Source organism: Ignatzschineria sp. PL_is040 (genome assembly GCF_055813795.1).
In genome coordinates this window covers 350,285-374,076 of record NZ_JBVPGU010000001.1, presented here as the reverse complement: position 1 = coordinate 374,076, position 23,792 = coordinate 350,285, and the positions used below count along the sequence as shown (strand labels likewise).

The window sequence follows — 23,792 nt, the reverse complement described above, 5'->3', positions numbered from 1 at the left end:
GGGTAGAAAGGAGAGATATTGATGAGAGAGATGAGATTGAAGAATGTAGAAATTAGCTCCCCGAGCAATCCTCGAGTAAAAGGATGGCGGAAATTGGAGCAGAAGCGAGAGCGAGATCGTGAGGGGCTTTATCTTATTGAAGGATTTCATCTCCTCGAAGAAGCGTTGCTCAATGATGCGGAAATTGAGAGTATTCTCTATAGTGAAGGGATGGTTGCGGAACATCCTACTGATTGGCAGAAGATTAAAGCTGCTCTAGAGCAATATTTAGATCGGCATTCAGATCGGTATTCGGATCGAGATACAGATCGAGATTTCGGTCAGTCTAGATCTATAAAGAAGCATGGCGCCTCCGATAGGGAAGGTGGAATATCACTTGAGGCGATTGTCGTGTCAGAGAGTATCATTAAATCATTAGCAGATACGGCAACTCCACAGGGGATTATTGCGCTTGTTCGACAGCCTAAGCGTACTTTAGAGGATTTTCTAATCGCGGGAGAGGGGCGACCATCTGCTCATCTTCTGTTGCTCGACAGCGTGCAAGATCCCGGCAATGTGGGAACGATGATTCGAACGGCAGAAGCCGCTGGCTTTCAAGGGGTTATCTTAGGTGAAGGATCTGCCGATCTCTATAATCCTAAAAGTATCCGAGCAACCCAAGGAGCGCTCTTTCAGATCCCAATTTTAACGGGGGTTTCTCTGCCTCAATTATTGCCTCTGCTCCATAAGGCGGGATATCACTCTTGGGTTACCACTTTGGAAGAGGCACAATTTTATAGTGATCTGCGCGTGCCTGCGCGTTGTGCATTAGTGATGGGGAATGAGGGGCAAGGTGTCTCCCCAACATTATTAGCGATGGCAACACAGAAGGTGAAAATTCCGATGCTTGGAGCTACAGAGTCTCTCAATGTTGGGGTTGCCGCTGGAATCTTGATCTATCATCTACTTGCCGGGAATCGCGGCGCGTAATTGAGGAAGATAGCGCTGAAAATAGACCTCATCGATCCTCTCTCTTGGATAAGACTGCTCTTTTTCAAGAATAGTAGAGATCACTTGTGCGGCATGTGTCACCACTCTTTCTAAAGAGAGTTCAGGCTGATTGAGAAGGCTATTTGCGATCATAGCGGTAAAGATATCTCCCGTGCCGCCAAAATGGATCGGAATCATCTTATAGGGAATTTTAAAGTAGTGTTGTTCACGTTCGCTATAACCGAAGATGTAGAAGTGATCATCGATCTTTACACTGGTAATAAGGATCGATTTTGCCCCCATTTGATGGAGCATATCGAGCCAGTGATAGACCTTCTCTTCAGTGACATGGTGATACTCTTGCTCTTCCCCTAAAATCAGTAATGTTTCAGTAAGATTGGGAATAATGAGATCAGAGAGCATAACGATATCCCGCATACCGGCAACAAGCTTATGGGAGAGCCCACTATAGAGCTCACCCCAATCGCCCATAATAGGATCAGCAATCAGAAAAGGACGCTTTTTTTGTGTCGCAATTAACTCTTTGATAAGAACGACTTGAGCCTCTGAAAAGAGAAATCCGGTAATAAAGAGATCAAATTGGAATTGATGTTTTTGCCACATCGCTAAGCTCTGTGCCATATAATCTGTCAATTCATAAACGACCGCATCACCATAATCGAAACTATTAGAGACAACGGCAGTAGGAAGGTAGCTAAGTGTTCTATTCTCTGCTGTAAGAAGTGGTGTCATAACCGAAAAAGAGACCTTACCGACACCGGCAAAATCACCAATTAAGAGGATCTCATATCCCTTTTTCCCGCTCTCTTTTTCGATCTTTTGGTGAGTAGTACTACTGCTTATTTGGTTTTTTAGATCCATTTTTACGCTCTTTTTTCTGACTTTCCAGATTCTCTCTATCCTCTCTATCCTCTCTATTCTCTTTGATCTTTTTGGCTTCTTTGGCCTTTTTGATCTCCTGTGAGGGTGTTTGTATTTTTTCTCCCTCTTTCTCTACTTTTGTTGGCAGTGGAGGCTGTAATGGTGGTCTGTTTTTCTCACTTTGACAATTCTCCTCTTCTTTCGCTTCCCGACGTTGTGATTGATCGAAGTCGATAAACATTCGCGTTACAAGTCGTTTCTCTTTATGGTTAAGAGCATCATAGAAAGCTTGATACTGCCGATTCTTCTCCTTAAACATTCGATGAAAAACGGCAAGATACTCCCGGGTATTGATCTGCTCTAAACTGCGATGACCACTATAAACTTCTCCCGGCTGAGGGTTAGAACCGCTTCGCATCAATGTTTCATGCGCTTGTCTTGCCTCGACAATTGGAATGCGCCATCGAGGTTGCTCTAATAAACGTTGATATTGAATATAGAGATCGGGAATCTCCCTGATCTCTTTGATACTCTCCGGTTTATTGGGATTGATATAGATGGGGAAGCTAAGCCCCTGATTTTTTTCATCTTCCGGATGGCGAGGATGAAGCTCTATAATCGCCTTTTGTTCAAGACTGGTAACATTTGCAAAGCCGGGAAGACCGTTGATCCCTAAGAATTCAATGCGATCCTCCATAAAGTCTTCAAGCGTAAAACGGGTATGTTGCATCGTTGTTCCATAAAAGTAGGCCTTATGGAAGATATGTTGGAAATTAGCACGAATACAGTTGGCATACTTGAAGGTGGTATTGGTAATTTGCGCCTCTTCAAAGCTCGCTTCTGTTAGATCAGTCATGGTGAAGCTTGAGATATTGAGGGTTGCATAATTGAAGTTGGTATCGAAGCAATTACTATTATCAAAAGTAACATAGTTGAGGCGCGCATAAGTGAAGTTCACATTACGCAGATTCATATTTTCAAGATCAGCATGATCACTATAGACCCCTTTGAGGATCGAGCTAGCTAAATTGAGCTTAAAGTTGAGCGCCCGGACAAGCGTCTTATCGTGACTATGCTCTTTTTTACTCAAGAGACGAAAGAGGATCGCAATCTCATTGCCAGGTTCCTCTTCATGCTGACGAATCACTTTAGAGTCATCATCGTAGCGTTCTGCATAAGCTCTTGAAAATCGAGTCTTTGCAATAGAAGGGTAGTAGGTTAGAAGATACTCTTCACTATTGGTTAAAGTACGAATATGACCACACAGAATGCTCAAGACCTGCTCATGGAGTGAAAAAGCTTTGAGATAAGCTTTAATTTGCGATTGGTCTGCGGGATATTGTTGAAGATAGCGCTTCTTTAAGGAAGATTGTCCCTTTGTTTCAGCAGCTGAAAGCGGCTTACTCGTCATATAAGGAATAATGGGATAATCTTTATAGCGATGATAATAGACATTGTAGTAACGGCTATCGAGGTAAGGAAGCGCTTTTACTGCATCTTTCACAATCTCCCATAAGATATAGATCCCTCCTAAACGTACTGATTCATTCTTATCCCCGAGTAACTTAATACCCTCTAACATTCGGCGATCGACTTCACTTTCACGATCTTTCTGCTGGGTATATTCAAGATGTTTCTCTGAGTGGCGCAGTGAGCGATGGCGTACTGAGGCCACATAGGCAGAGACACTAAATCCTAAGACGGCAAATGCACCAAAGTAGAGTGAGGTCAGAAAGGTGTATTCTCCTCCGTAGAGCTTTGATGGGGGAACTTGGGCTATAAGTGAAACAATATCAACAAAGAGTAGTGAGAGAATCAATACCATTGGAATGGCAAAGATTCCCATTACAAAGAGGCTATGTTGGCTACTTAATCGCTTTAAAATGATCGATGCATTAGGCGTTTTCGCATAGAGGATAAAACGTTTAAGTCCCGTCAGTAGCGCATTGTAGAGCATACTAAAGATAAAGAGGGTCACCGGGACAATAAAGATCAGGCTAATAATGGAGATATTATTGTGGAAGGGAGAATGAACGGCTAACCATAATCCGACAGGAATAAAGGCTAATAGATGAGCCGCTATTCGTCGATTACGACGACTTTTGAGAGCCCATGTAATCAATCGATGAAGTTGTTGTTTAATACTTTTACCGTAATTGAGAAATTGCGTCATATCTTTACCAAAAATAATATTTCAGTTCTCAATTATGCCATTAATAGGGATAGACTGCATCAAGCCATTCAGTGATGCTCTCTTTTGCTCAATTTTATTCGATCTCTCCTTATCTTTTTTAACCTTCTATTTTTAAAGCGATTTCTCCTCCTCTTTAGGAAGAAGGAAAGTTAAAAGCCCAATAATGGGGAGGAAAGAGGTTAATACAAAGACTGTTTGTAGCGACGTGAGATCAGCGAGCCAACCTAAGAAGAGGGCGCCGATGCCACTCATACCAAACATTAAGCCAAAGAAGATGCCGGCAATCATTCCGACACTGCCGGGAACGAGTTCTTGTGCAAAGACAACAATTGCCGAAAAGGCAGAGGCCAAAATAAGACCAATAATTACAGCGCAAATCATCACTCCCATAAAGGGAAGATGGGGAAGAGCCAAGGTAAAAGGGAGTGTTCCGAGCATTGAAAACCAGATAACGGTTCTTCTGCCAATCTTATCGCCAATCGGCCCGCCGGCAAAGGTTCCCACTGCAATTGCAGCAAGAAAGAGGAAGAGGAGGATCACGGCATTTGAGCGTTCAATATCAAATTTTTCAATAAGATAGAAGCTAAAGTAGTTGGTAAAGTTAGCCATATAGAAATATTTGGCGAAAATAAGAACGCCTAAAATAATCAAGGCCCAAATAGTGCGTCTTTTACCATAAGGAAAGGTGATTTTTCTCTCTCTCACCTTCTGTTCATTACGTTGATATTCCGCGCCCCAATGACCAAGATAGGTAAGGAGGATAAGCGCGATAATGCCGGCGATAACAAAGTAGAGAATATTGTCTTGATGGGCATATTTTACAATGACAATCCCGGCAATGAGGGGGCCAAAAGCAGATCCCATATTGCCACCAACTTGGAAGATCGATTGTGCTAATCCAAAGCGTCCACCCGATGCGATGCGCGTGAGTCGTACGGCTTCCGGATGAAAGATTGATGAGCCGACGCCCATCATCGCCGCGGCTATTAGAAGATGAGGGTAACTTGTCGCAAAGGCGAGTAGAGTGATGCCACTTGTCGTAATTAACATGCCAAAAGGGAGAAGGTAGGGCTTAGGATATTTATCGGTCCAAAGTCCAATGGCGGGCTGTAAAATAGAGGCGGTACATTGGTAGATTAGGCTAATAAGGCCGATTTTAGCAAAGTCGAGAAGGAAGAGCTCTTGCAGCATAGGGTAGATGGCTGTGAGCATCGATTGTATAAAATCGTTAAGCATATGGGCTGATCCTAACATCAATAGGATCGGTACTGCTGTCTGTAATGAGCGAGTCTGCATATTCCTCTCTATCCTCTTATGATCATTTCGATAGCGACCGTTATTGGTAGGGTCATTGCTATCGATTTCTGATCTATCTCTGCTATATCTACTATTTAAGGGTGGTTATTATCTATTCTTATTATTTTCTTAAATCCTTCAAATATGGGGATTTAAGATCGGGGTGTAAGCGATTTTCTATCTGCTCTATTTGAAAGTATCAGAGTTTATCGGTGGACTCAATTGTTAGATTAGCAAATCAGATCTCTCTAATTATCTCTCTAATTTTCCCTACTCTATTTTTTATATTTGATTCCATAAGAGGACTTGTGGAAAGGCGGGAGAGAACAATTTCGTTCTTATCACGACTGTATGCCCGCAGATTGGCATCAATGATAGCCGGGGATAATATTGTTAAAGTAGCGATACTTGTCGGCGCGTGATTTTGAGGAGCATGCGATGGTAAGGGCCGGCAACAGAAAGATTGCCATCTGTCGGCATGAGATTTTTGGAAGAACGGGATAGTAAGATCCGACAGCGTTCAGCTTCTTTTTAATCAATGATTCTTAAGATCATCACTTTTCCGGCATGAAGCCCTGTTTTATTCTATTTTTTATCTGTTTTGATTGAACCTAAAAATTTTAATATAGACTTTAATCGCATCGGTTAATAATGGAATTTACATTGAACAATCGATATTCTCTCATCTGTTACTTCGTAGACTAATCGATGTTTTTCATCAATTCTTCGACTCCAAAATCCAGAAAGATTAGCCTTTAGTGCCTCCGGTTTGCCGGTACCCTCAAAAGGTGTTCTTTGACACTCCTTGATTAAATTATTAATGCGTTTAAGAGTTTTTCTATCTTGTGTTTGCCAGTAGAGATAATCCTCCCATGCGTGTATTGTCCATTCGATTGTTCTACTATTCATCCTCAATTAGATCTCTCTCAACTTTTTTACTGGAACGCAATTGAGCGATTGATTCAGTTAAGCGATTAGCATTATTGGGAGATGAGAGAAGATATAAAGTCTCCATCAAACTATCATAATGTTCTTGTCCCATAATGACGGCATGACCCCCTTCTTTTCGAGTAATAAATGCAACATCAGCATCATTATTAACCTTATCTAAGACAGATTTGAGATTATTACGTGCATCTGAATAGGTAAATATATGCATATTGGTCTCCTGTTGAGTCAATCTATTATTATCGATCTAAATATTAAATATAGATTTTAATTGTACAGTTTCTTGTACAACTTAGCAATAAAGTAGGGGAAGGTTTGTGACAACTCATTACCCTTTATTATTTGATCCTATAAGAAAGTTTGTGGAAGGACGGGAGAGAACAATTTCGTTCTTATCACGACTGTATGCCCGCAAATCGGCATCAATGATGCCGGGGATAAGTATTGTTAAAGTAGCGATACTTGCCGGCACGGGATTAATGGAAGCGTGCAGGGGTAATCTCTGGCAATTCATCAGCTTCTCTTTGGTTTAACAAGAAGGTAAGAGGAATAAAAAAGGGCACTCTTTAAAGAAGAGGCCCTATGTAGCTTATTAACTCATTAACTCATTAACTCATTAACTCACTTGGGTCATTTGACGCTTAAAATAGTGAGTTATCAATAGTTGTTGTGCAATAGCATTTACGAACGCATCGCCTCTTTATAGGCAACTGCCGTCTCATCGAAGCGATCCATAATTTTTTGTGAAGGACGGCTAAAGAGACTGACGATGACAATCGTGATTGAAGCGAGAACAAATCCAGGCACAATCTCATAAAGATTGAGGATTGGGAATTGTGCGAGGATATCAGCAACTTCAACATTACCACTTGCCGCTAACCACTCTTTCACTTTCGGGAAGATAATCACAGTGAGTGCGCCAACAATCATGCCGAAGAGAACCCCATTACGTGAAGTACGTTTCCAGAAGATAGAGAAGATCACAACAGGTCCAAATGCGGCACCAAATCCTGCCCATGCATAGGAGACGAGCGAAAGAACTTTACTATCAGGATTGTAAGCAATGTAGATCGAGATCGCGGCAACAAGGAAGACCATCATACGACCAATCCAGACTAACTCACCATCAGTTGCTTTTGGACGGAGGAATCCTTTGTAGAGATCTTCTGTTAAAGCACTTGAAGAGACCAGTAATTGGCAACTTAAGGTACTCATAACTGCCGCTAAAACACCTGAAAGAACAATTCCTGCAATCCATGGATTTAAGAGTACTTTAGCGAGCTCCATAAAGATCGATTCTGCATTACCTTTCACAACTTCGCCAGCAGCATTAACGCCACCTAAGACATTAATTCCCTCTTCAGGATGCTCTAAGAAGTAGGCATAACCAAAGAAACCAACAGAGACCGCACCGATAAGACAGAGCGCCATCCAAGTGATAGAGATACGACGGGCCGCAGGGATAGTCTTCACAGAGTCTGCCGCCATAAAGCGAACAAGAATGTGGGGCTGACCACAATAACCTAAGCCCCAAGCAAGGAGAGAGACAATGGCAATCCAAGTGAGACCATGGGTAAAGTTAAGATGCTTCTCGCTCTCATTACGAACTACTTCGATAGTATTCACAATGTCAAACTCACCAAAGTTATTGATCTTTAGAATAACAACAACCGGTACTAAGAGTAGAGCGAAGATCATCAATGTTGCTTGAACCGTATCGGTCCAGCTTACAGCAAGGAATCCGCCGATAAAGACATAAGCAATTGTCGCAATCGCGCCGACCCAAATGGCAACGTCATATTGCATATTGAAGGTAGACTCAAAGAGTCTTGCACTTGCAACAACACCTGATGCACAGTAGATGACGAAGAAGAAGAGGATAATAACAGCAGAGATAATTTTAAGAATTTTACTCTTATCATCAAAACGGCTATGGAAATAGTCCGGAAGTGTTAGAGCATTATTTGCTTTCTCTGTAAACATCCGCAGACGACCGGCAACAAAGAGCCAGTTGAGATAGGCACCTAATGTTAAGCCAATGGCGATCCAGGATTCGGAGATGCCGGCAATAAAGACGGCACCGGGTAACCCCATTAAGAGCCAGCCACTCATATCGGATGCTCCTGCTGAGAGAGCGGTGACGACACTTCCTAAGCTTCTTCCCCCTAAAATATAGTCTGAAAGATCTTTTGTTGATTTATAAGCATAAAACCCGATTCCTATCATCGCAATAATATAGATGAAGAAGGTTATATGCAGCGGTTGTAATCCACTCATGTAATGCTCCTTTGATTCATTTTGGTGGTATGTAATGATCGATCGCTTGAGAATGATCGTCATTATTTCTAGTCATATTTTAATGGAGTCATCCACCACAATGGAACAAAAAAGGCTAATTATGCCATTTTTGTATCGAAAGTGGGGATGATCTCAGCTCGATGAATATTATTTAGACGAAGAGCGCTCCTCTGTTGCCGGATGATCGCTCTGATTTCCCTCATCCACGGCATAAGCCTGGGTGAAGAGTGCAGCATCACCGCCAATTGCGGCCGTGTTGATGGAGAGTGAATGCTCACTCATAAAGCGAAGTAGATAGTTAGGACCACCTGCTTTAGGGCCTGTTCCTGAAAGTCCCATGCCACCAAAGGGTTGTACACCAACCACCGCACCTACCTGGTTACGATTGACATAGAAGTTTCCAATACGAGCGCGCTCCACAATATCATTGACGAAGGTATCATTACGGCTATGAATCCCCATTGTTAAGCCATAGCCTGAACGGGTCACCTCATCTAATAGGCGAGGAAGATCATCGCGATGGTAACGAACAATATGGAGGATCGGTCCAAATTGCTCTTTTTCTAACTCTAGGATCGAATCGATCTCAAAGATTACTGGTGAGATATAGAAGCCATTTTGGCAAGGGCTTTCAGGTGCTTGTGCAATCAGTTTCCCAGCTGCAGTTAATTTCTCAATATGCTCCATCAAGCCCGCTTTTGCACGCGCATCAATAACGGTGCTTACATCGGTTTTTCGCTCGAAGGGGAGTCCGACAACATAATCGGCAAGCGCACCTTTGAGAAGCTCAATAATGCGATCCGCAATCTCATTCTGGAGATAGAGAACACGAAGCGCAGAGCAACGTTGGCCGGCACTCACAAAAGCAGATTGAAGAACGTCGCGCACCACCTGTTCGGGAAGTGCCGTTGAATCAACAAACATCGCATTTTGTCCACCTGTCTCTGCAATTAACATCGGAATAGCCCCATCACGTTCAGCGAGATTACGATTGATCGCTTTTGCTGTTCCTGTTGAGCCTGTAAAGCAGATGCCAACGACGCGAGGATCTTTAGTAAAGAGATCTCCTAGTACTTTTCCATCTCCGGGGAGAAGGGCAATTACAGCGTGGGGTAGACCCGCTTCAAAGAGAAGCTCTACAGCGCGATAAGCGATCATCGGCGTTGCTTCTGCCGGTTTTGCTAATACCGTATTTCCCGTCACAAGTGCGGCAACAACTTGACCAAGGAAGATCGCTAGCGGGAAGTTCCAAGGACTAATACAAGCAATCACCCCTTTTCCACTATAGAAGAGTGTATTGCGTTCACCGGTTGCACTGCGGAAGAGAATCTCATTTTGATACTTCTTCGCTTCCATTGCATAGTAACGGCAAAAATCGACCGCTTCACGAACTTCATCAACACCATCTTGGATTGTTTTTCCCGCTTCTAAGCTACAAAGTGCAATGAGTTCTTCACGATTTGCTTCTAATAGATCGGCAAATGTTTCAATAATTTCTGCACGCTTCTCAAAACCTAAAGCGTTCCAATCAAACCATGCAGATTGTAGCATTGTAATGGCTGATTCAACATTGTCAGCAGTTGCGGTACTCACCTTTCCAACAAAAAGACTCTGATCGGCCGGTGAATAGCTCTCTACAACGGGATTGCCACTCACTTTTTTGCCACCAATAATAGGGGATGCTTCCCAACTTTTTTGTAAAAACTTCTCATAAGCTTGAGAGAAGGGATTCCAAGTGGCGCTCACATTGGTATTAAGACCGCGAGAGTTGCGACGCTTACCATAGAGATCATCAGAATAGATCACTGCAGGGCTTTTAATAGAATCATATTGAGAAAGGAGTGAAATAGGATCTTCTACTAATGATTCGATTGTCACTTCTGGATCGACCAATTGATGGACAAATGAAGAGTTTGCTCCATTTTCTAAAAGTCGACGGACAAGGTAGGGTAGAAGGTCATGGTGCTTACCAACAGGGGCATAGATACGCACGCTACAGCCACGTTTTTCAATCACTTCATTATAGAGTGCCTCTCCCATGCCATGGAGACGTTGAAATTCAAAGTTAGGATTTTGCGCCATATCGCTAATATTGAGGATAGCCGTTACAGTCTGTGCGTTATGAGTTGCAAACTGTGGTTTGATATGGTTTTGCGCCATAGGAGAGAGAAGATATTTCGCACATGCAAGATAGGAGATATCGGTGCTCTCTTTACGGCTAAAGAGGGGGAAATTATTTAATCCACGTACTTGTGAATCTTTAATTTCGGTATCCCAATAGGCCCCTTTTACAAGACGAATAGGGATCGTGGTATTTTTTGCTTTAGCAAGAAGCGTTGCCCAGATCAGCGTTGGAAGCGCATGTTTAGCATATCCTTGTACTACCAAGCCAAGTCCACCCCATTGAGTGATCTCCTCTTCAGCGAGTAGCTTTTCAAAGAGCTCTAAAGAGAGCTCTAAGCGATCAGCCTCTTCAGCATCAATACTGATCTCAACTTCACGCTCTTTCCCTAAAAGCGCTAACTTTTTAACGCGTTCAAAGAGTTCACTCATCACAAGATCATGATTAGCGACATTGTAGCGAGAGTGCAGTGCCGATAATTTAATAGAGAGGGAAGGTTTTGGGCTCTTAGGAAGAGGGCTCTCTTTTCCTACAGCTAAGAGTGCTTGCTTATAATCTTCAAAATAGCGAGCAGCATCATCTTCTGTCATCGCCGCTTCACCAAGCATATCAAAGGTGTAGGTATAGCCGCCTTCTCGTAGTTTTCGTCCATTAGAGAGCGCTTCTTCAATCGTCTCTCCTAAGACAAATTGTTTACCCATCACTTTCATCGCTTGATAGGTTGCACGACGAATAATCGGTTCACTCAATTTATTACAGAGACGTTTGAAAAGACCGCTCGCTTCATTGACGTCGATAATATTGCTCGTTAAGATCAAGCCCCAAGTGGCGAAGTTAACAAGGCTCTTATCGCTATTACCGCGATGGCTCTCCCAATCGATACCGGTAAGTTTGTCTTTAATAAAAGCATCCGCAGAGGCTTTATCAGGAATGCGCAGATATGCTTCTGCAAGACACATTAGAACCAATCCCTCTTTTGTTGAGAGATTATATTCTCGTAACAGTGCATCGAGCGAACTCTCAATATCGGGCTTACTCCGAATATCTTTAATAAGAGAGTAGGTCTCTTGGCGGATCTTATTCGATGTGGATGCATCAAATGTTAAACTCTCTTTTAATCTGTTAACACAGACAACCTCATCTTCAAGATAAGTTTTACCGATCAATGGAAAGAATTCCGCGGGGGATAATGCCGGTAATTGTTGATCTTGTAAAATTTTTGTGAGCATCACTCATTCTCCTCTGATGTGAAGATCTATCGATTTAATCTAAAAACTTAAGGCTAAAAGCTTAATAAAGGCTAAAAGCTTAATATTAAGAGTTCAATAGCCTGATAGTAGTTGCGCAATAGCTTAAACATTAAACAGATATTAAACTTATTGATTAAATCTTATGGCTTACATTTTTTGACACTTTTTGCGTTATTAGTGCTATCGGATACTACAACTGATAAAAATGGTAGAAATTTCTGGATATTAATCGATATCAATTGATGCCAATCAATCGATACCAATCGATATTTAATGGGTATTTAATGGATACCTCTCCCTTTGGAGTTGAATCTATCCTCTTAGCAACAGCTTACATAGTGGCTTAGATGAGGTCTAACGCCTCTCTGATTCTTGGAAACTCTCTCATTAATGGGAGGTGATCATTTTTGGTGATTAAGTTAATCATTAAAATAAATACTTTATTATCAATCACTAAAGAGCATTTATTTTAATAATTAAAAGATCTGTAAAGATATATCATTACTACTCCATAATAACAACCTATGATGCTGTTTATAAATTGCACGATAATATAAAAAAAACGCCACCCTTTGTAAGGTGACGTCTTCTTTTAGCACTAAAAGCAACTTTAAAAGCAATTTTAAAAGTAAATTTAAAAGCTGTTTTAGGAGCGTTCCGTCGAGCACTCTCTCTATTGAGTAATTAACACTCTAAGAAATACTCTAAGGCTCTATTTCTTCTCTACATTAGTGAGTTTTTACTTGAGTGTTCCTACCATCTCTGAAGGAACAACCCATTGGTCAAACTCCTCAGCAGTTAGGTAGCCTAGCTCAAGCGCAGACTCTTTCAGTGTTGTCCCTTTAGCATGAGCATTTTTCGCAATTGCTGCCGCTTTATCATATCCAATATGGGTATTAAGTGCAGTGACTAGCATTAAAGAGTTATTGACTAATTCTGTAATGCGATCGCGGTTAGGTTCAATACCGATGGCGCAGTGATCATTAAAGCTCTCCATACCGCCGCCCAAAATACGGACAGATTGCAGGAAATTATTGATAATCATAGGGCGGAATACATTGAGCTCAAAGTTGCCTGATGCACCCCCAATATTGATTGCAACATCATTACCGAATACTTGCGCACAGCCCATTGTTAAAGCTTCAGATTGTGTTGGGTTCACTTTACCCGGCATAATTGAGCTTCCAGGCTCATTTTCAGGAATAGAGATTTCACCAATTCCAGAGCGAGGACCTGATGCTAACCAACGAACATCATTAGCGATCTTATTGAGTGATGCTGCAAGGCCTTTCAATGCGCCATGTGCTTGAACAATGGCATCGGTTGTTGCTAAAGCTTCAAACTTGTTCGGTGCTGTTACAAAAGGCTCTTTTGTGAAATCTGCAATCTCTTTAGCAACACGAACAGCATATTCTGGATGGGTATTGAGGCCTGTTCCAACGGCAGTGCCGCCAAGTGCTAATTCATAGAGATGGGGAAGTGTTGCTTCGATATGTTTTTTACTATGAGCTAACATCGCTTCCCAGCCAGAGATCTCTTGCCCTAATGTCAATGGTGTTGCATCTTGAAGGTGAGTACGACCAATTTTGACAATATCTTTAAATGCTTCTGCTTTTGCTTTAAAAGTTGTATGGAGACGATCTAACATAGGAAGGAGAAGGCGTTTGATCTCTAATACTGCCGCAATATGCATTGCTGTTGGGAAAGTATCATTAGAGCTTTGTGCTTTATTGACATCATCATTCGGATGGACTAAGCGCTCTTCACCTCGAGCGCCACCTAAGAGTTCGCTTGCACGGTTAGCTAATACTTCATTCATATTCATATTAGTCTGAGTACCAGAACCTGTCTGCCAGAGAGAGAGGGGGAATTCAGAGTTATGTTTGCCGGCTAAAACTTCATCAGCCGCTGCGATAATCGCTTCTGCCTTTTTAGCATCTAAAGTACCAAGATCCATATTCACTTTTGCCGCCGCACGCTTTACAATTGCGAGCGCTTCAATAAGTTCTTTAGGCATCTTCTCGGTAGAGATCTTAAAGTTCATTAATGAGCGTTGGGTTTGTGCGCCCCAAAGTTGCTCATTAGGAACTTTCATTTCGCCCATGGTATCTTTTTCAATACGAAAATCGGTCATAAGTTGATTACTCCTTATAGTTTCAGTGATAAATTAGTGATAAATATATTTACTTCAAAGGTTTAAGTTTCAAAGGGTTATTCTTAGATACAACTTAGATACAATAAAATTCTAAATTCTAAACGCTCAATTCTCTATCCCTCGATTTCTCAATTTTCTACTCAATCTATGAGTTTTATAAATTTTATAAATTTATAAAATCTATTAATGTGAGAGCGATGTTAAAGAGTATGAAGAGTATGATGCCATAGAAAAAAGTTTGAGACTACGTTTTAACTACATGAGGGCAATTCATTTAAAACTCAAGCGATCTGATCTTTTCTCTCTTCGAGATGATGATTATGTAATGAGTATGGGATAAAAGTAACCTCCTGGAGAACAAATGTGCAATTTAAATAATTCTTACAGCTTTTCTGGTCACTTAATCGATGCCCGACAAAAAGTTATGGAAGGGTTATAGATAAACGCCATAAAAGAGAAATATAGAACTATAAAAGAATTGTAAAAAAACTGAAAAAGCATTATTAAAAGCGCTATAAGAGTGCTATGAAAATGATAAGAGGGATTGATAGAGAGAATTGATCAAGAGCTGGTCGCTTTTGCTATAATAGTGCCATTGGGCTAAAACAATTGAGCTCCCTACAAAGGATAATGAAATAATTATGGCACCTTCTTATAAGAAGCATCTCACCTATATACAAGGTTTTATTAAATCGCCTCGTAGTATTGGAACATTGATGCCCTCATCGCCGACACTCTGCCGAGCGATGGTTTCAGAATTAGATTGGAATCAACCCAATTTAAGAGTGGCGGAATTAGGTGCTGGTGATGGTGTTTTAACAAAGCATATACTTCATGCAATGCCTGCAGATTCAACATTGGCGGCATATGAGATCAATCCACTCTTTTTTGCCGACTTGGAAGGGATCAGTGATCAGCGCCTTACGCTCCATAAACATTCAGCAGAGCGGTTGAGTCAACCTTACGATATTATCTTCTCTTGTCTTCCTTTTTTATCCCTTCCTCTGCGTGTCTCCTTAAAGATTTTGCGCTCAGTCTTAGCGATTTTGCAACATACCGGTGGTGATTTTATTCTTTTTCAATATACCCAAAGAATGGAGCGTGTACTCTCCCGCTACTTTCAGTGGGAGCGAAAGCGGGTGGTTAAAAATTTCCCTCCTGCTTATGTCTATCATTGTCGTGCAAAGATTCGATAACGTCGCGCTTCAACAAAGAGCATCATGACACTTAAGAGAAAGAGCAGAGCAAAGAGTGCCATTAACCATTGAATAGAGATGAGGGAAAAACTAGCAAGAGCACCGAAGAGCCCGATCATTAGAAGCATGACACTATTTTCACACAGATTTTGAATGGCGATGGCACTTCCTACACTCTTAAAGAGCGAGCCGCGTGTCTGGAGCAGTGCATTGAGTGGAATTAAAAAAGCACCGCCACAAGCACCGATCAGTAGTAATATAAAGATGGTGAGATAATAACTCTCCTGTAGAAGAAAGAGAAAGATCAATCCAGCCATCAGAATGCCGGAAAATAGGCTAATAAAGAGATTGCCACTTCGGATAAAGAGGGCGGCAAAGAGTGTACCAATAATGACTCCTATGCCGACGACAACACTTAATTGAGCGACAACTTCTGTGCCGGCACCTAAACGATCTCTGACCCAATCATTAAGAAGCAGTTTTAAAGTGGCGACTCCTGCCCAGAAAAGGGAAGTTCCCATAATTGCAAAGCGGGCCCGATGATCTTGAAAGAGCGTTTTAAGTGTTGTAGTAAAGAGGTGCCAAATGACCCTTGGTTTAAATGGGGCACGTTTTTCCACGATAATAGTCGGGATTAAAAAATTAAAGAGAGTGGCTAATAGATAAGCGACCAATGTTAGTAAAATAGCATAGAGAGGATTATTCTCTGCAAGAAATCCACCGAGGGCGGCACCTGATAAGATTGCGATAATAGTTGATCCCTCAATTAGCCCATTCGCTTTAATCAGCAATTTCTCTGTAACAAATTCACTTAAGATGCCAAATTTTGCCGGCGAATAGATTGCTGCACCTAAGCCAACAAAAGCATAGCTTAGAAAAGGGCTAGCATCGATAAAGAGCAAGAGTACACCTACAATCTTTAATCCATTTCCCCACAACAGAATCTTCGATTTGGCAATATTATCTGCAAGAAAGCCGACAAGTGGGGCAAGCGCAATATAGAAGAGGAGAAAAGAACCTTGAAGGATATAACTACTCTCTCTTCCATAATGACTACTTTGGAGTAATTCTAGCAGGGCAAAAAAGAGTGCGTTATCGGCAAATGCAGAGAAGAATTGTGCATTTGCGGTAGTAATGATGCCTCTATTAAAGAGTTGCTCCCGATCGATTGAAGAGAGGTTTTTACTATTTTTTACTCTTAATTTATCGATTCTATCGATTCCATTGATCATATTGAGGCCTCTTCTATCGATCTCTTCTCGATTAGTTCATTAAGAGCTTGATAATTGACCTTTCCACTACCTAATCTTGGAAGCTCTGGGAGGTAGCGATAGTCTCTACTAATTGCTAATTCTGGCAGACCTAAAAGGCGAGCAGTCTCTGCTAATGCTTTCCGATCGGGATCTCCTGGAATAGTTGTGAAGATGACAATAGCTTCTCCCTTTTTATCATCTTTACGAATAACCGCAGCGTGTTGAAAGTCAGGATACGCTTCATGAAAGAGGCGTTCTGTAGTCTCTAGTGAGACCATCTCGCCGGCAATTTTAGCAAAGCGTTTGACGCGCCCTTCAATCTTCAGAAAGCCCTCTTCATCAATCGTGATAATATCACCTGTATCATACCAACCATTATGATTGTCGAGATAAGTAGTAGAAAGGACTCCGGGTTGATCGGCAAAGAGATATCCTTTCATAATATTTCCCCCCTTAACTAAGAGTTTCCCACCAGTTGCAATCCCTTCAATGGGGAGTAACTTTGCTTCCATACCAGGAAGAAGCTTTCCTAAGCGATCAGCTTTATAGTTGCTTGGGAGATTGATGGAGATCACCGGCGCACATTCGGAGGCGCCATATCCTTCTAAGATACGGATACCAAACTTCTCCAACCAACTCTCCTTAACATGTTCATTTAACTTCTCTGCGCCGGCAACAACATAACGAAGTGATGAGAAATCAAGAGGATGAGCATAGCGTGCATAGTTTTGTAAGAAGGTGGATGTTCCAAAGAGAACGGTCGCTTGTGTCTCATAGATAAGCTCAGGAATGATACGGTAGTGTAACGGAGAGGGATAGAGAAAAGCCTTTGCCCCAGAAAAGAGGGAGGTGAGTAATCCAACGGTTAAACCAAATGCATGAAATAGAGGGAGTGTCACCATAAAGGTATCTTTAGGGGAGAAGTCTGCCACGGTGTGTAGCTGCTTAACATTGGTGAGTAGAGAGCGATTGCTATGGACAACGCCTTTAGGGATACCTTCCGATCCTGAGGTAAAGATAATGGCTGCTTCTGCATCGGCATCAACTTTAGGGAGTTGACGTAGAGGGTTACGACGCGCCCAAAGAGCCCATAATTTATCTTTGAAAGTGATCTGTGGTTTCAGTTCTTCAAGGTAGTGCCATTGAATATGTGGTAGCGCTGCGACAATGCCTTCTAACTTAGCCTCTTTAAGAAAACGTTTAGAAGTGATGATCTGTTGAATATCGGCGGCAATTAGGGAGGTCTGAATGCTCTCTAATCCGGAAGTATAATTGATCATCGCCGCTGTACGGCCGATCGCATTAAGAGCAAAGAGAGAGATTGCCGCTGCAGAGCTATTTGGTAACATCAGACCAATACGCTCTTTCTCCTCTGTTATGCGAGAAAAGAGGCGGGAAAAGAGCAGGCTATAGGTGATAATTTGTTGATAGTTCAATGCCTTGCGTTCAATATCTTCTAGGACTGCTGTTTTTTTACCAAATTGCTCACGTGCAGAGAGAAGTGTTGCAAAAAGCGAGGTGGGTTGAAAAGTATGTAAGCGGGTATTCATGAGGATCTCCTGCGTTTTATTGGCAAGTTCATGGTGAGAGAGTCTTCTTTTTCGGTTATTTTTTCTATTATCTACATCATTATCTGTCGTGGATTTCTGTTTGTCTGATAGATAGTGGGGTGCGTCAACATCGATAGTGATCTTTGGGAAGGCGCGTTGTTTGATAATACCTTTTAAGCGACTAAAGTAGCTGAGCTGTGCGCCATCAATATAGACGGGGATAAGTGGCCGACCACTCTTTTGAGCGATAAAAGCGGCACCTTCATAAAACTTCATAAAGCTCCCTGTTAGCGTGATACGTCCTTCAGGGAAGATCACAACACTTTTCCCTTTTTCCACATGTTGTAGCAGTTGCTTAATCGCCATAGGGTGGCGTGGATCAACCGTTAAGTGGGAAACAAAGCGAAGAAGTGGACGAAAATACCAACGTGCCGCGATTCTACGATCAATTACAAAGAGTGGACGCTGTGGAAGATAGAGTCCTAGCAATATTCCATCTAAGAAAGATTGATGATTACAGATAATAATCCCCTCGACCATTTTACTGCGAGGATCAATATTGAGCTCTATTCGATAGAGCAATTTAAAGAGAAGATATAAGAATCGGCGCATAGCGGACCTCTATTACCATTTAATTAGAAGATGAAGCGTAAGGTAAACGATAGTTAACTTCGGCTAGATTATGCTCTTCTATCATTGAAGTCAAGCAGAAAAGTAATCAACTGTTAACTTTATTAGTTTTAGTCATTCGATGATGCCTAATTGTAGCAAGTGCAGTCAGTGTAGTGAGTGTATAAAGTCTTAGACAAAGAGAGGGAGTCAAGCGATAGAGAAACAGGGGGGATGAGTGACAATTTCTGCTATACTAAACGTTAACAATTGTTAGCTTGAATGACTCGTTTGGGGATTAATTTTACTCAATTGAGAGCGTTCTATCAGGCTGTCATCACAAAGTATATGACTCAAAGTTAAAACTTTAAATTAAAACTCCAAATAATTGAAAAGGGGCGCGTATGAAATTTGATTTTTCAAATGAGGGGAGCAAAAGCCGTTATCTCATTGCTGCTTTAACACTCTTTGCTGAACGTGGTTATGATCTTGTCTCGGTACGCGATATCTCGAAAGAGGCGGGAACCTCAGAAGCAGCCCTCTATAAACATTTTAAGAGTAAAGAGGAGATGGCGCTCTACCTCTTTCGCTTAATTTTAAAACGATATACTGCTGAAATTGGCATGATTGCGCGTAATGATTCCTTAAGTATTATTGAGCGATTACAAGAGATGCAGCGTTATACCTATGATCTCTATTATGCCGATTCTGCAAGTGTCCAGTTTGCACTACTCTCTCAATATAAATTTTGGACAATGGTAGAAGATGAGTTAAAACCCCATTTTTGGATGCAACAGCTATTGGCAGAGGGGATAGCTTCAGATGAGATCGATTCGCGATTTTCATTAGCGACATTAACTTCTCTCTATACGGGAATGATTTTAGAGCCTCTTATCCAATATCAATATTTTCAAGAAGAACATCCCTCTTGGATACAATTTAGAGAAGAAGTTTCCTATAGTATTAAGAAGCTATTAATGAAAAATTGATGTAGTACAGTAGTCTTAAAGATTACGCTATATTTTTTTAGGTTACTATCTAGTCAATTATTAAAATGCCACTCTCATTAGAAAGCGGCATTTTTTATCTCTCTTTTTTAGAGGAAAAATATTTATGGAATTTAATCCTTCCTTGAGGTGATCGCTATGCCATCTGCCCAATCGTATTTTTAAAGCGACGATTTGCAAAGTAGAAGAAAGCAACACCGATTAGAATCAGATAGATCATCGATGGCCAAACAATCGTTAATCCTGCACCTCTAAAGAGGATCGCTTTACCTAATTCGATAAAGTGTGTTGTTGGCGCTAATAACATAATGTTTTGAATCAACTCCGGCATACTCTCTCTCGGCGTCATTCCTCCTGAGAGCATCTGTAGAGGGACTAAAACCAGAAGTAATAGCATCCCAAATTGAGGCATATTTCGTGCAATTGTTGCCAGATAGATGCCGATAGAGGTTGTGGCAAAGAGATTTAGCGCTGCGCCGAAGATAAAGAGCAAAATAGAGCCTTCGATAGGGACATCTAAAGCTCCTTGAACGACAAAGATTAAAGAGAGGCTCGATGCGATTAAAACCACTAAGCCCATTGCCCAAACTTTCGATAACATAATCTCAAATGGGGTTAGTGGCATAACAAGAAGATGCTCTATCGTTCCACGCTCCCGCTCTCGAATAACTGCCGCTCCCGTTAAGATAATCGAAAGCATCGTCACCAGGTTGATAACTTCATTAATGGCACCAAACCATGAGGCGGTGAGATTCGGGTTAAAGCGCATTCTCTCTACAATATTGACCGGGAGATCGGCATCAATTCGTTCACGTTTAAGATACTCTCTTACCTCAGCATTGATGATCTGATTGATAATCATATTGCCGGTAAAACCTTGAGTCATACGCGTTGCATCGATATTGAGTTGAATCGTTGGTTCTCTTCCACCTAATAGATGTTGCTGAAAAGAGGGTGGAATATTGAGAACGAAAGTATATTTCCCACGATCCATACCAGAATCCATCTCACTTAGGGTGATCTCCTCGGGTAATGTGAATTGAGGGGGATAGAACGCGCTCTGAATTCTCTCAGAGAGAGTGGAGCGATCTTCATCAACAATCGCAATTGCGGCATTCTGTAAGCCATCAGGTACAGCTGTTGCTGCTGTATAGACCGAAACGGTAAAGGTAAATGCAATAAGAATAAGTAACATTGGATCACGAAAGAGTGACCAAAGCTCTTTTACTCCCAAATTGTAGATATTTGCAAACTTTGTTTTCATCGTTTAGGAATCCTGTTTTTTAAGAAGAAGGACACTACAGAGCACAATGAGAGGACCTCCAATCGCTAAAATCATCATCTCTCCTGTCAGATCGTTGAAGTAGAGTGCTTTACTGAAGATTCCGCGAGAGACTGTTAACATGTGTGATGCCGGATAGATCTCCCCAAAGAGTCGAGAGAAGCCCTCCATTGAACTGACAGGATTGATCATCCCTCCAAATTGAACCGCAGGAATTAATGTCCCTACTAAGGTGAAGAACATCGCTCCAATCTGGCTACTGGTAAAACTTGAGGCAAAGAGACCAAAGCCGGTAGAGAAGATTGAAAAGAGCAGGGCGGCAAATGTTAAGGAGAGTAGTCCTCCTTTTATCGGTACACCAAATACAAGAATCGCCAATATCACCATGATAAAGAAGTTCAGCATAGCGATGACAATATAGGGAATCTGTTTCCCTAATAGAAACTCAAATTTAGTGACAGGGGTGACGTAGAGATTGAGAATGGAGCCAAGCTCTTTTTCTCGTACCACGGAGAGCGCTGCTAACATTGCCGGAATAATTAGGAGTAGAATGGGAATCACCGCAGGTACGATGGAGACTAAACTCTTAACATCGGGATTGTAGCGATAACGCATTTCGATATTAAAGTCACTAGGTAGGGCGATACCATGGCTATATTTCGCCTCTTTTTTGAGCCAATCGAGATGCATTCCTTGAACATATCCTCGGATCGTCTCCGCTCTTTGGGGCATCGCACCGTCGATCCAGACACCGATAGAGACAGGGTGACCTTTTGCCACATCCCGTGCAAAGTTGGGCGGAATTTCTATCGCTAAGGCGATATCTGCATTTCGCATTCGCCGATCAAGTTCTTCATAATCGTAGAGGGGATCTTGTTCAATAAAATAACGAGAGCCTGAGATATTATTGGCATAGCTATTGCTGAGTGTTGTCTGATCTCGATCTAAGATCGCGTAGGGAAGATCTTCCACATCTAGGGTAATTCCATAGCCGATCGTTGCCATTAAGATGAGTGATCCCAAAAGCGCCAATGTTGCTCGAACAGGATCTCGGCGTAATTCTAAGGCCTCGCGCCATGTATAGCTAAGAAGGCGCTGCAGGCTAAATCGTTTCGGAGGAGTCGTTTCATCGGGCTGATCAACCGCTTCTTTGAGTGCTTCTTGTGCGACATCATTATTGGCGTTATCTGCCGGAATATCATCCCCGGCGCCGGCATCGATAAGATATTTGATAAAAGCTTCTTCGAGCGTCTCTGTTCCCTGTTTGATAATCAGATTTTGAGGGGTATCGCTATCTAAAACTTTTCCGGCATGCATCATCGACATTCGATCGCATCGCAATGCTTCATTCATAAAGTGGGTAGAGATAAAGATCGTCACACCATCTTTTCGCGAGAGTTCAATCAATAGGCGCCAGAAATTATCTCGTGCGATAGGATCTACACCGGAGGTAGGTTCATCGAGAATCAGTAACTCTGGTTTATGAACCATCGCAACGGCAAGAGAGAGACGCTGCCTCATTCCCAGAGGAATATCATCGGGTAATTTGTTCAACACAGAGCGAAGATCGAAGCGATTGACCATCTCTGCAACCCGCTCATCAATTCTCTCTTTAGGGACATGAAAGAGTTTTGCGTGTAGTTCAAGGTTCTGTAACACCGTCAATTCACTATAGAGTGAGAAAGCTTGTGACATATAACCCACTCGTTTACGGACATTGATATCTTCCGAATCGATCGGATTACCAAATAGCCAAGCTTCCCCTTCAGTTGCCGGCAAGAGACCTGTTAACATCTTCATTGTGGTCGATTTTCCACAACCATTTGAGCCTAAGAAGCCAAAAATCTCCCCCTTTTGAATCTCAAAGCTAACATTATCAACGGCAGTAAAAGTTCCGAAACGTTTAGTTAAACCCTCAGCCTTAATGGCAACTGCTGTATTTTCATCAATCTCTAACGGCGGGACCACAACCGGTTCATATCCTGCACGTTTCTCTGCTGGGAGGAGTTTAATAAAGGCGGATTCTAATGATTCACTATCGGTACGCTCGAGGAGCTCTTTAGGCGTCCCCGTTGCTAAGATTTTCCCATCATCCATCGCTAAGATCCACTCAAAGCGTTCGGCTTCATCCATATAGGCTGTTGCGACAATAACGCTCATCTCCGGGCGATCTTTCTGAATTCTACTGATGAGATCCCAAAATTGCGCCCGTGCTAATGGGTCAACCCCTGTTGTTGGTTCATCAAGAATAAGAAGATCGGGATCATGAATTAGCGCACAACAGAGTCCTAGTTTTTGCTTCATCCCCCCTGATAGTTTCCCGGCAGGACGATCGAGGAAGTTGTAGAGTCCGGTACTTTTAGTCAGATCATCGATACGTTCCCGGCGCTCTTTAGCATCATGACCAAAGAGACGTCCGAAAAATTGAAGGTTCTCCTCTACAGAGAGGGTATGGTAGAGGTTTTTCCCAAGACCTTGCGGCATATAGGCAATCCGAGGGCAAATTCTATCGCGAACCTCTTTTTGACGCATATCTCCCCCTAAAACCATCACCTCTCCCGTCTGGATAGCGCGGGAACCGGCGATAAGGGAGAGTAGAGTTGATTTCCCTACACCATCAGGACCGATCAGTCCCATCATAACGCCTTGCGGTATCTCTATGGAGAATGATTCTAATGCTCGATTTTCGCCATAATAGAAGGAGACATCTTTAATGGTGACTACAGGTTCTTTCATACTCATTTAAGCATCCTTATCTACAGAAGATGATGATTAAGGGGT

General features: G+C 42.0%; 16 protein-coding genes. 3 read left to right on the top strand and 13 right to left on the bottom strand.

The genetic code is table 11. The features are described from left to right. The first annotated feature begins 21 nt into the window (after positions 1–21). On the top strand, positions 22–969 hold the full coding sequence (locus AC0SAP_RS01475; protein WP_473382542.1) for a TrmH family RNA methyltransferase: 948 nt from the start codon (positions 22–24) through the stop codon (positions 967–969). Here AC0SAP_RS01475 and AC0SAP_RS01470 read toward each other — a convergent pair. The 9 genes from AC0SAP_RS01470 to fumC all read right to left on the bottom strand — a co-directional run bounded on the left by AC0SAP_RS01470 (position 943) and on the right by fumC (position 14,093). After that, the gene (locus AC0SAP_RS01470; RefSeq protein ID WP_473382541.1) at positions 943–1,851 is read right to left on the bottom strand and encodes a bifunctional hydroxymethylpyrimidine kinase/phosphomethylpyrimidine kinase; all 909 of its coding nucleotides are present in this window, start codon (positions 1,849–1,851) and stop codon (positions 943–945) included. The genes AC0SAP_RS01475 and AC0SAP_RS01470 overlap by 27 nt on opposite strands. Beyond that, positions 1,823–4,024 (bottom strand): pentapeptide repeat-containing protein, encoded by a 2,202-nt coding sequence (locus AC0SAP_RS01465; protein ID WP_473382539.1) that lies wholly within the window; start codon positions 4,022–4,024, stop codon positions 1,823–1,825. The genes AC0SAP_RS01470 and AC0SAP_RS01465 overlap by 29 nt, the downstream gene beginning before the upstream one ends. Positions 4,025–4,156: 132 nt before the next feature. Beyond that, the gene (locus tag AC0SAP_RS01460) at positions 4,157–5,341 is read right to left on the bottom strand and encodes an MFS transporter (protein WP_473382538.1); all 1,185 of its coding nucleotides are present in this window, start codon (positions 5,339–5,341) and stop codon (positions 4,157–4,159) included. A gap of 645 nt (positions 5,342–5,986) precedes the next feature. Further along, on the bottom strand, positions 5,987–6,250 hold the full coding sequence (locus AC0SAP_RS01455; protein WP_473382537.1) for a Txe/YoeB family addiction module toxin: 264 nt from the start codon (positions 6,248–6,250) through the stop codon (positions 5,987–5,989). Beyond that, positions 6,243–6,500 carry a type II toxin-antitoxin system Phd/YefM family antitoxin gene (locus AC0SAP_RS01450; RefSeq protein WP_286479371.1) on the bottom strand — a complete coding sequence of 86 codons (258 nt, stop codon included), beginning with the start codon at positions 6,498–6,500 and terminating at the stop codon, positions 6,243–6,245. The genes AC0SAP_RS01455 and AC0SAP_RS01450 overlap by 8 nt, the downstream gene beginning before the upstream one ends. Before the next feature lie 117 nt (positions 6,501–6,617). After that, complete coding sequence (locus tag AC0SAP_RS01445; RefSeq protein ID WP_473382535.1) at positions 6,618–6,803, bottom strand: hypothetical protein; 186 nt, start codon at positions 6,801–6,803, stop codon at positions 6,618–6,620. Positions 6,804–6,970: 167 nt separating this feature from the next. Then, on the bottom strand, positions 6,971–8,566 hold the full coding sequence (putP, locus tag AC0SAP_RS01440; RefSeq protein WP_473382533.1) for a sodium/proline symporter PutP: 1,596 nt from the start codon (positions 8,564–8,566) through the stop codon (positions 6,971–6,973). A gap of 168 nt (positions 8,567–8,734) precedes the next feature. Next, complete coding sequence (gene putA, locus AC0SAP_RS01435) at positions 8,735–11,938, bottom strand: bifunctional proline dehydrogenase/L-glutamate gamma-semialdehyde dehydrogenase PutA (protein WP_473382532.1); 3,204 nt, start codon at positions 11,936–11,938, stop codon at positions 8,735–8,737. 760 nt (positions 11,939–12,698) lie between these two features. Further along, a complete protein-coding gene (gene fumC / locus AC0SAP_RS01430) occupies positions 12,699–14,093 on the bottom strand; it encodes a class II fumarate hydratase (RefSeq protein WP_473382530.1) in 1,395 nt (464 codons plus the stop codon). Positions 14,094–14,755: 662 nt separating this feature from the next. Between fumC and AC0SAP_RS01425 the strand changes: the two genes are divergently transcribed. Further along, a complete protein-coding gene (locus tag AC0SAP_RS01425; RefSeq protein WP_473382529.1) occupies positions 14,756–15,310 on the top strand; it encodes a class I SAM-dependent methyltransferase in 555 nt (184 codons plus the stop codon). Here the strand turns inward: AC0SAP_RS01425 and lplT are convergent. Beyond that, entirely contained in the window at positions 15,286–16,542 is a 1,257-nt protein-coding gene (gene lplT / locus AC0SAP_RS01420; RefSeq protein WP_473382527.1) for a lysophospholipid transporter LplT, read from the bottom strand. The two genes, AC0SAP_RS01425 and lplT, sit on opposite strands and share 25 nt — an antisense overlap. Next, positions 16,539–18,725: an AMP-binding protein gene (locus AC0SAP_RS01415; protein ID WP_473382526.1), complete on the bottom strand. Its 2,187-nt coding sequence runs from the start codon at positions 18,723–18,725 to the stop codon at positions 16,539–16,541. Before AC0SAP_RS01415 ends, lplT begins: the two co-directional genes overlap by 4 nt. Before the next feature lie 401 nt (positions 18,726–19,126). Between AC0SAP_RS01415 and AC0SAP_RS01410 the strand changes: the two genes are divergently transcribed. Further along, entirely contained in the window at positions 19,127–19,711 is a 585-nt protein-coding gene (locus tag AC0SAP_RS01410; RefSeq protein ID WP_473382525.1) for a TetR/AcrR family transcriptional regulator, read from the top strand. Between the two features lie 154 nt (positions 19,712–19,865). On the opposite strand, the gene AC0SAP_RS01405 is transcribed toward AC0SAP_RS01410, so the two are convergent. Both AC0SAP_RS01405 and rbbA read right to left on the bottom strand, forming a co-directional pair. Then, entirely contained in the window at positions 19,866–20,993 is a 1,128-nt protein-coding gene (locus tag AC0SAP_RS01405; RefSeq protein WP_473382523.1) for an ABC transporter permease, read from the bottom strand. Positions 20,994–20,996: 3 nt separating this feature from the next. Continuing rightward, the gene (gene rbbA, locus AC0SAP_RS01400) at positions 20,997–23,747 is read right to left on the bottom strand and encodes a ribosome-associated ATPase/putative transporter RbbA (protein WP_473382979.1); all 2,751 of its coding nucleotides are present in this window, start codon (positions 23,745–23,747) and stop codon (positions 20,997–20,999) included. Positions 23,748–23,792 lie beyond the last annotated feature (45 nt).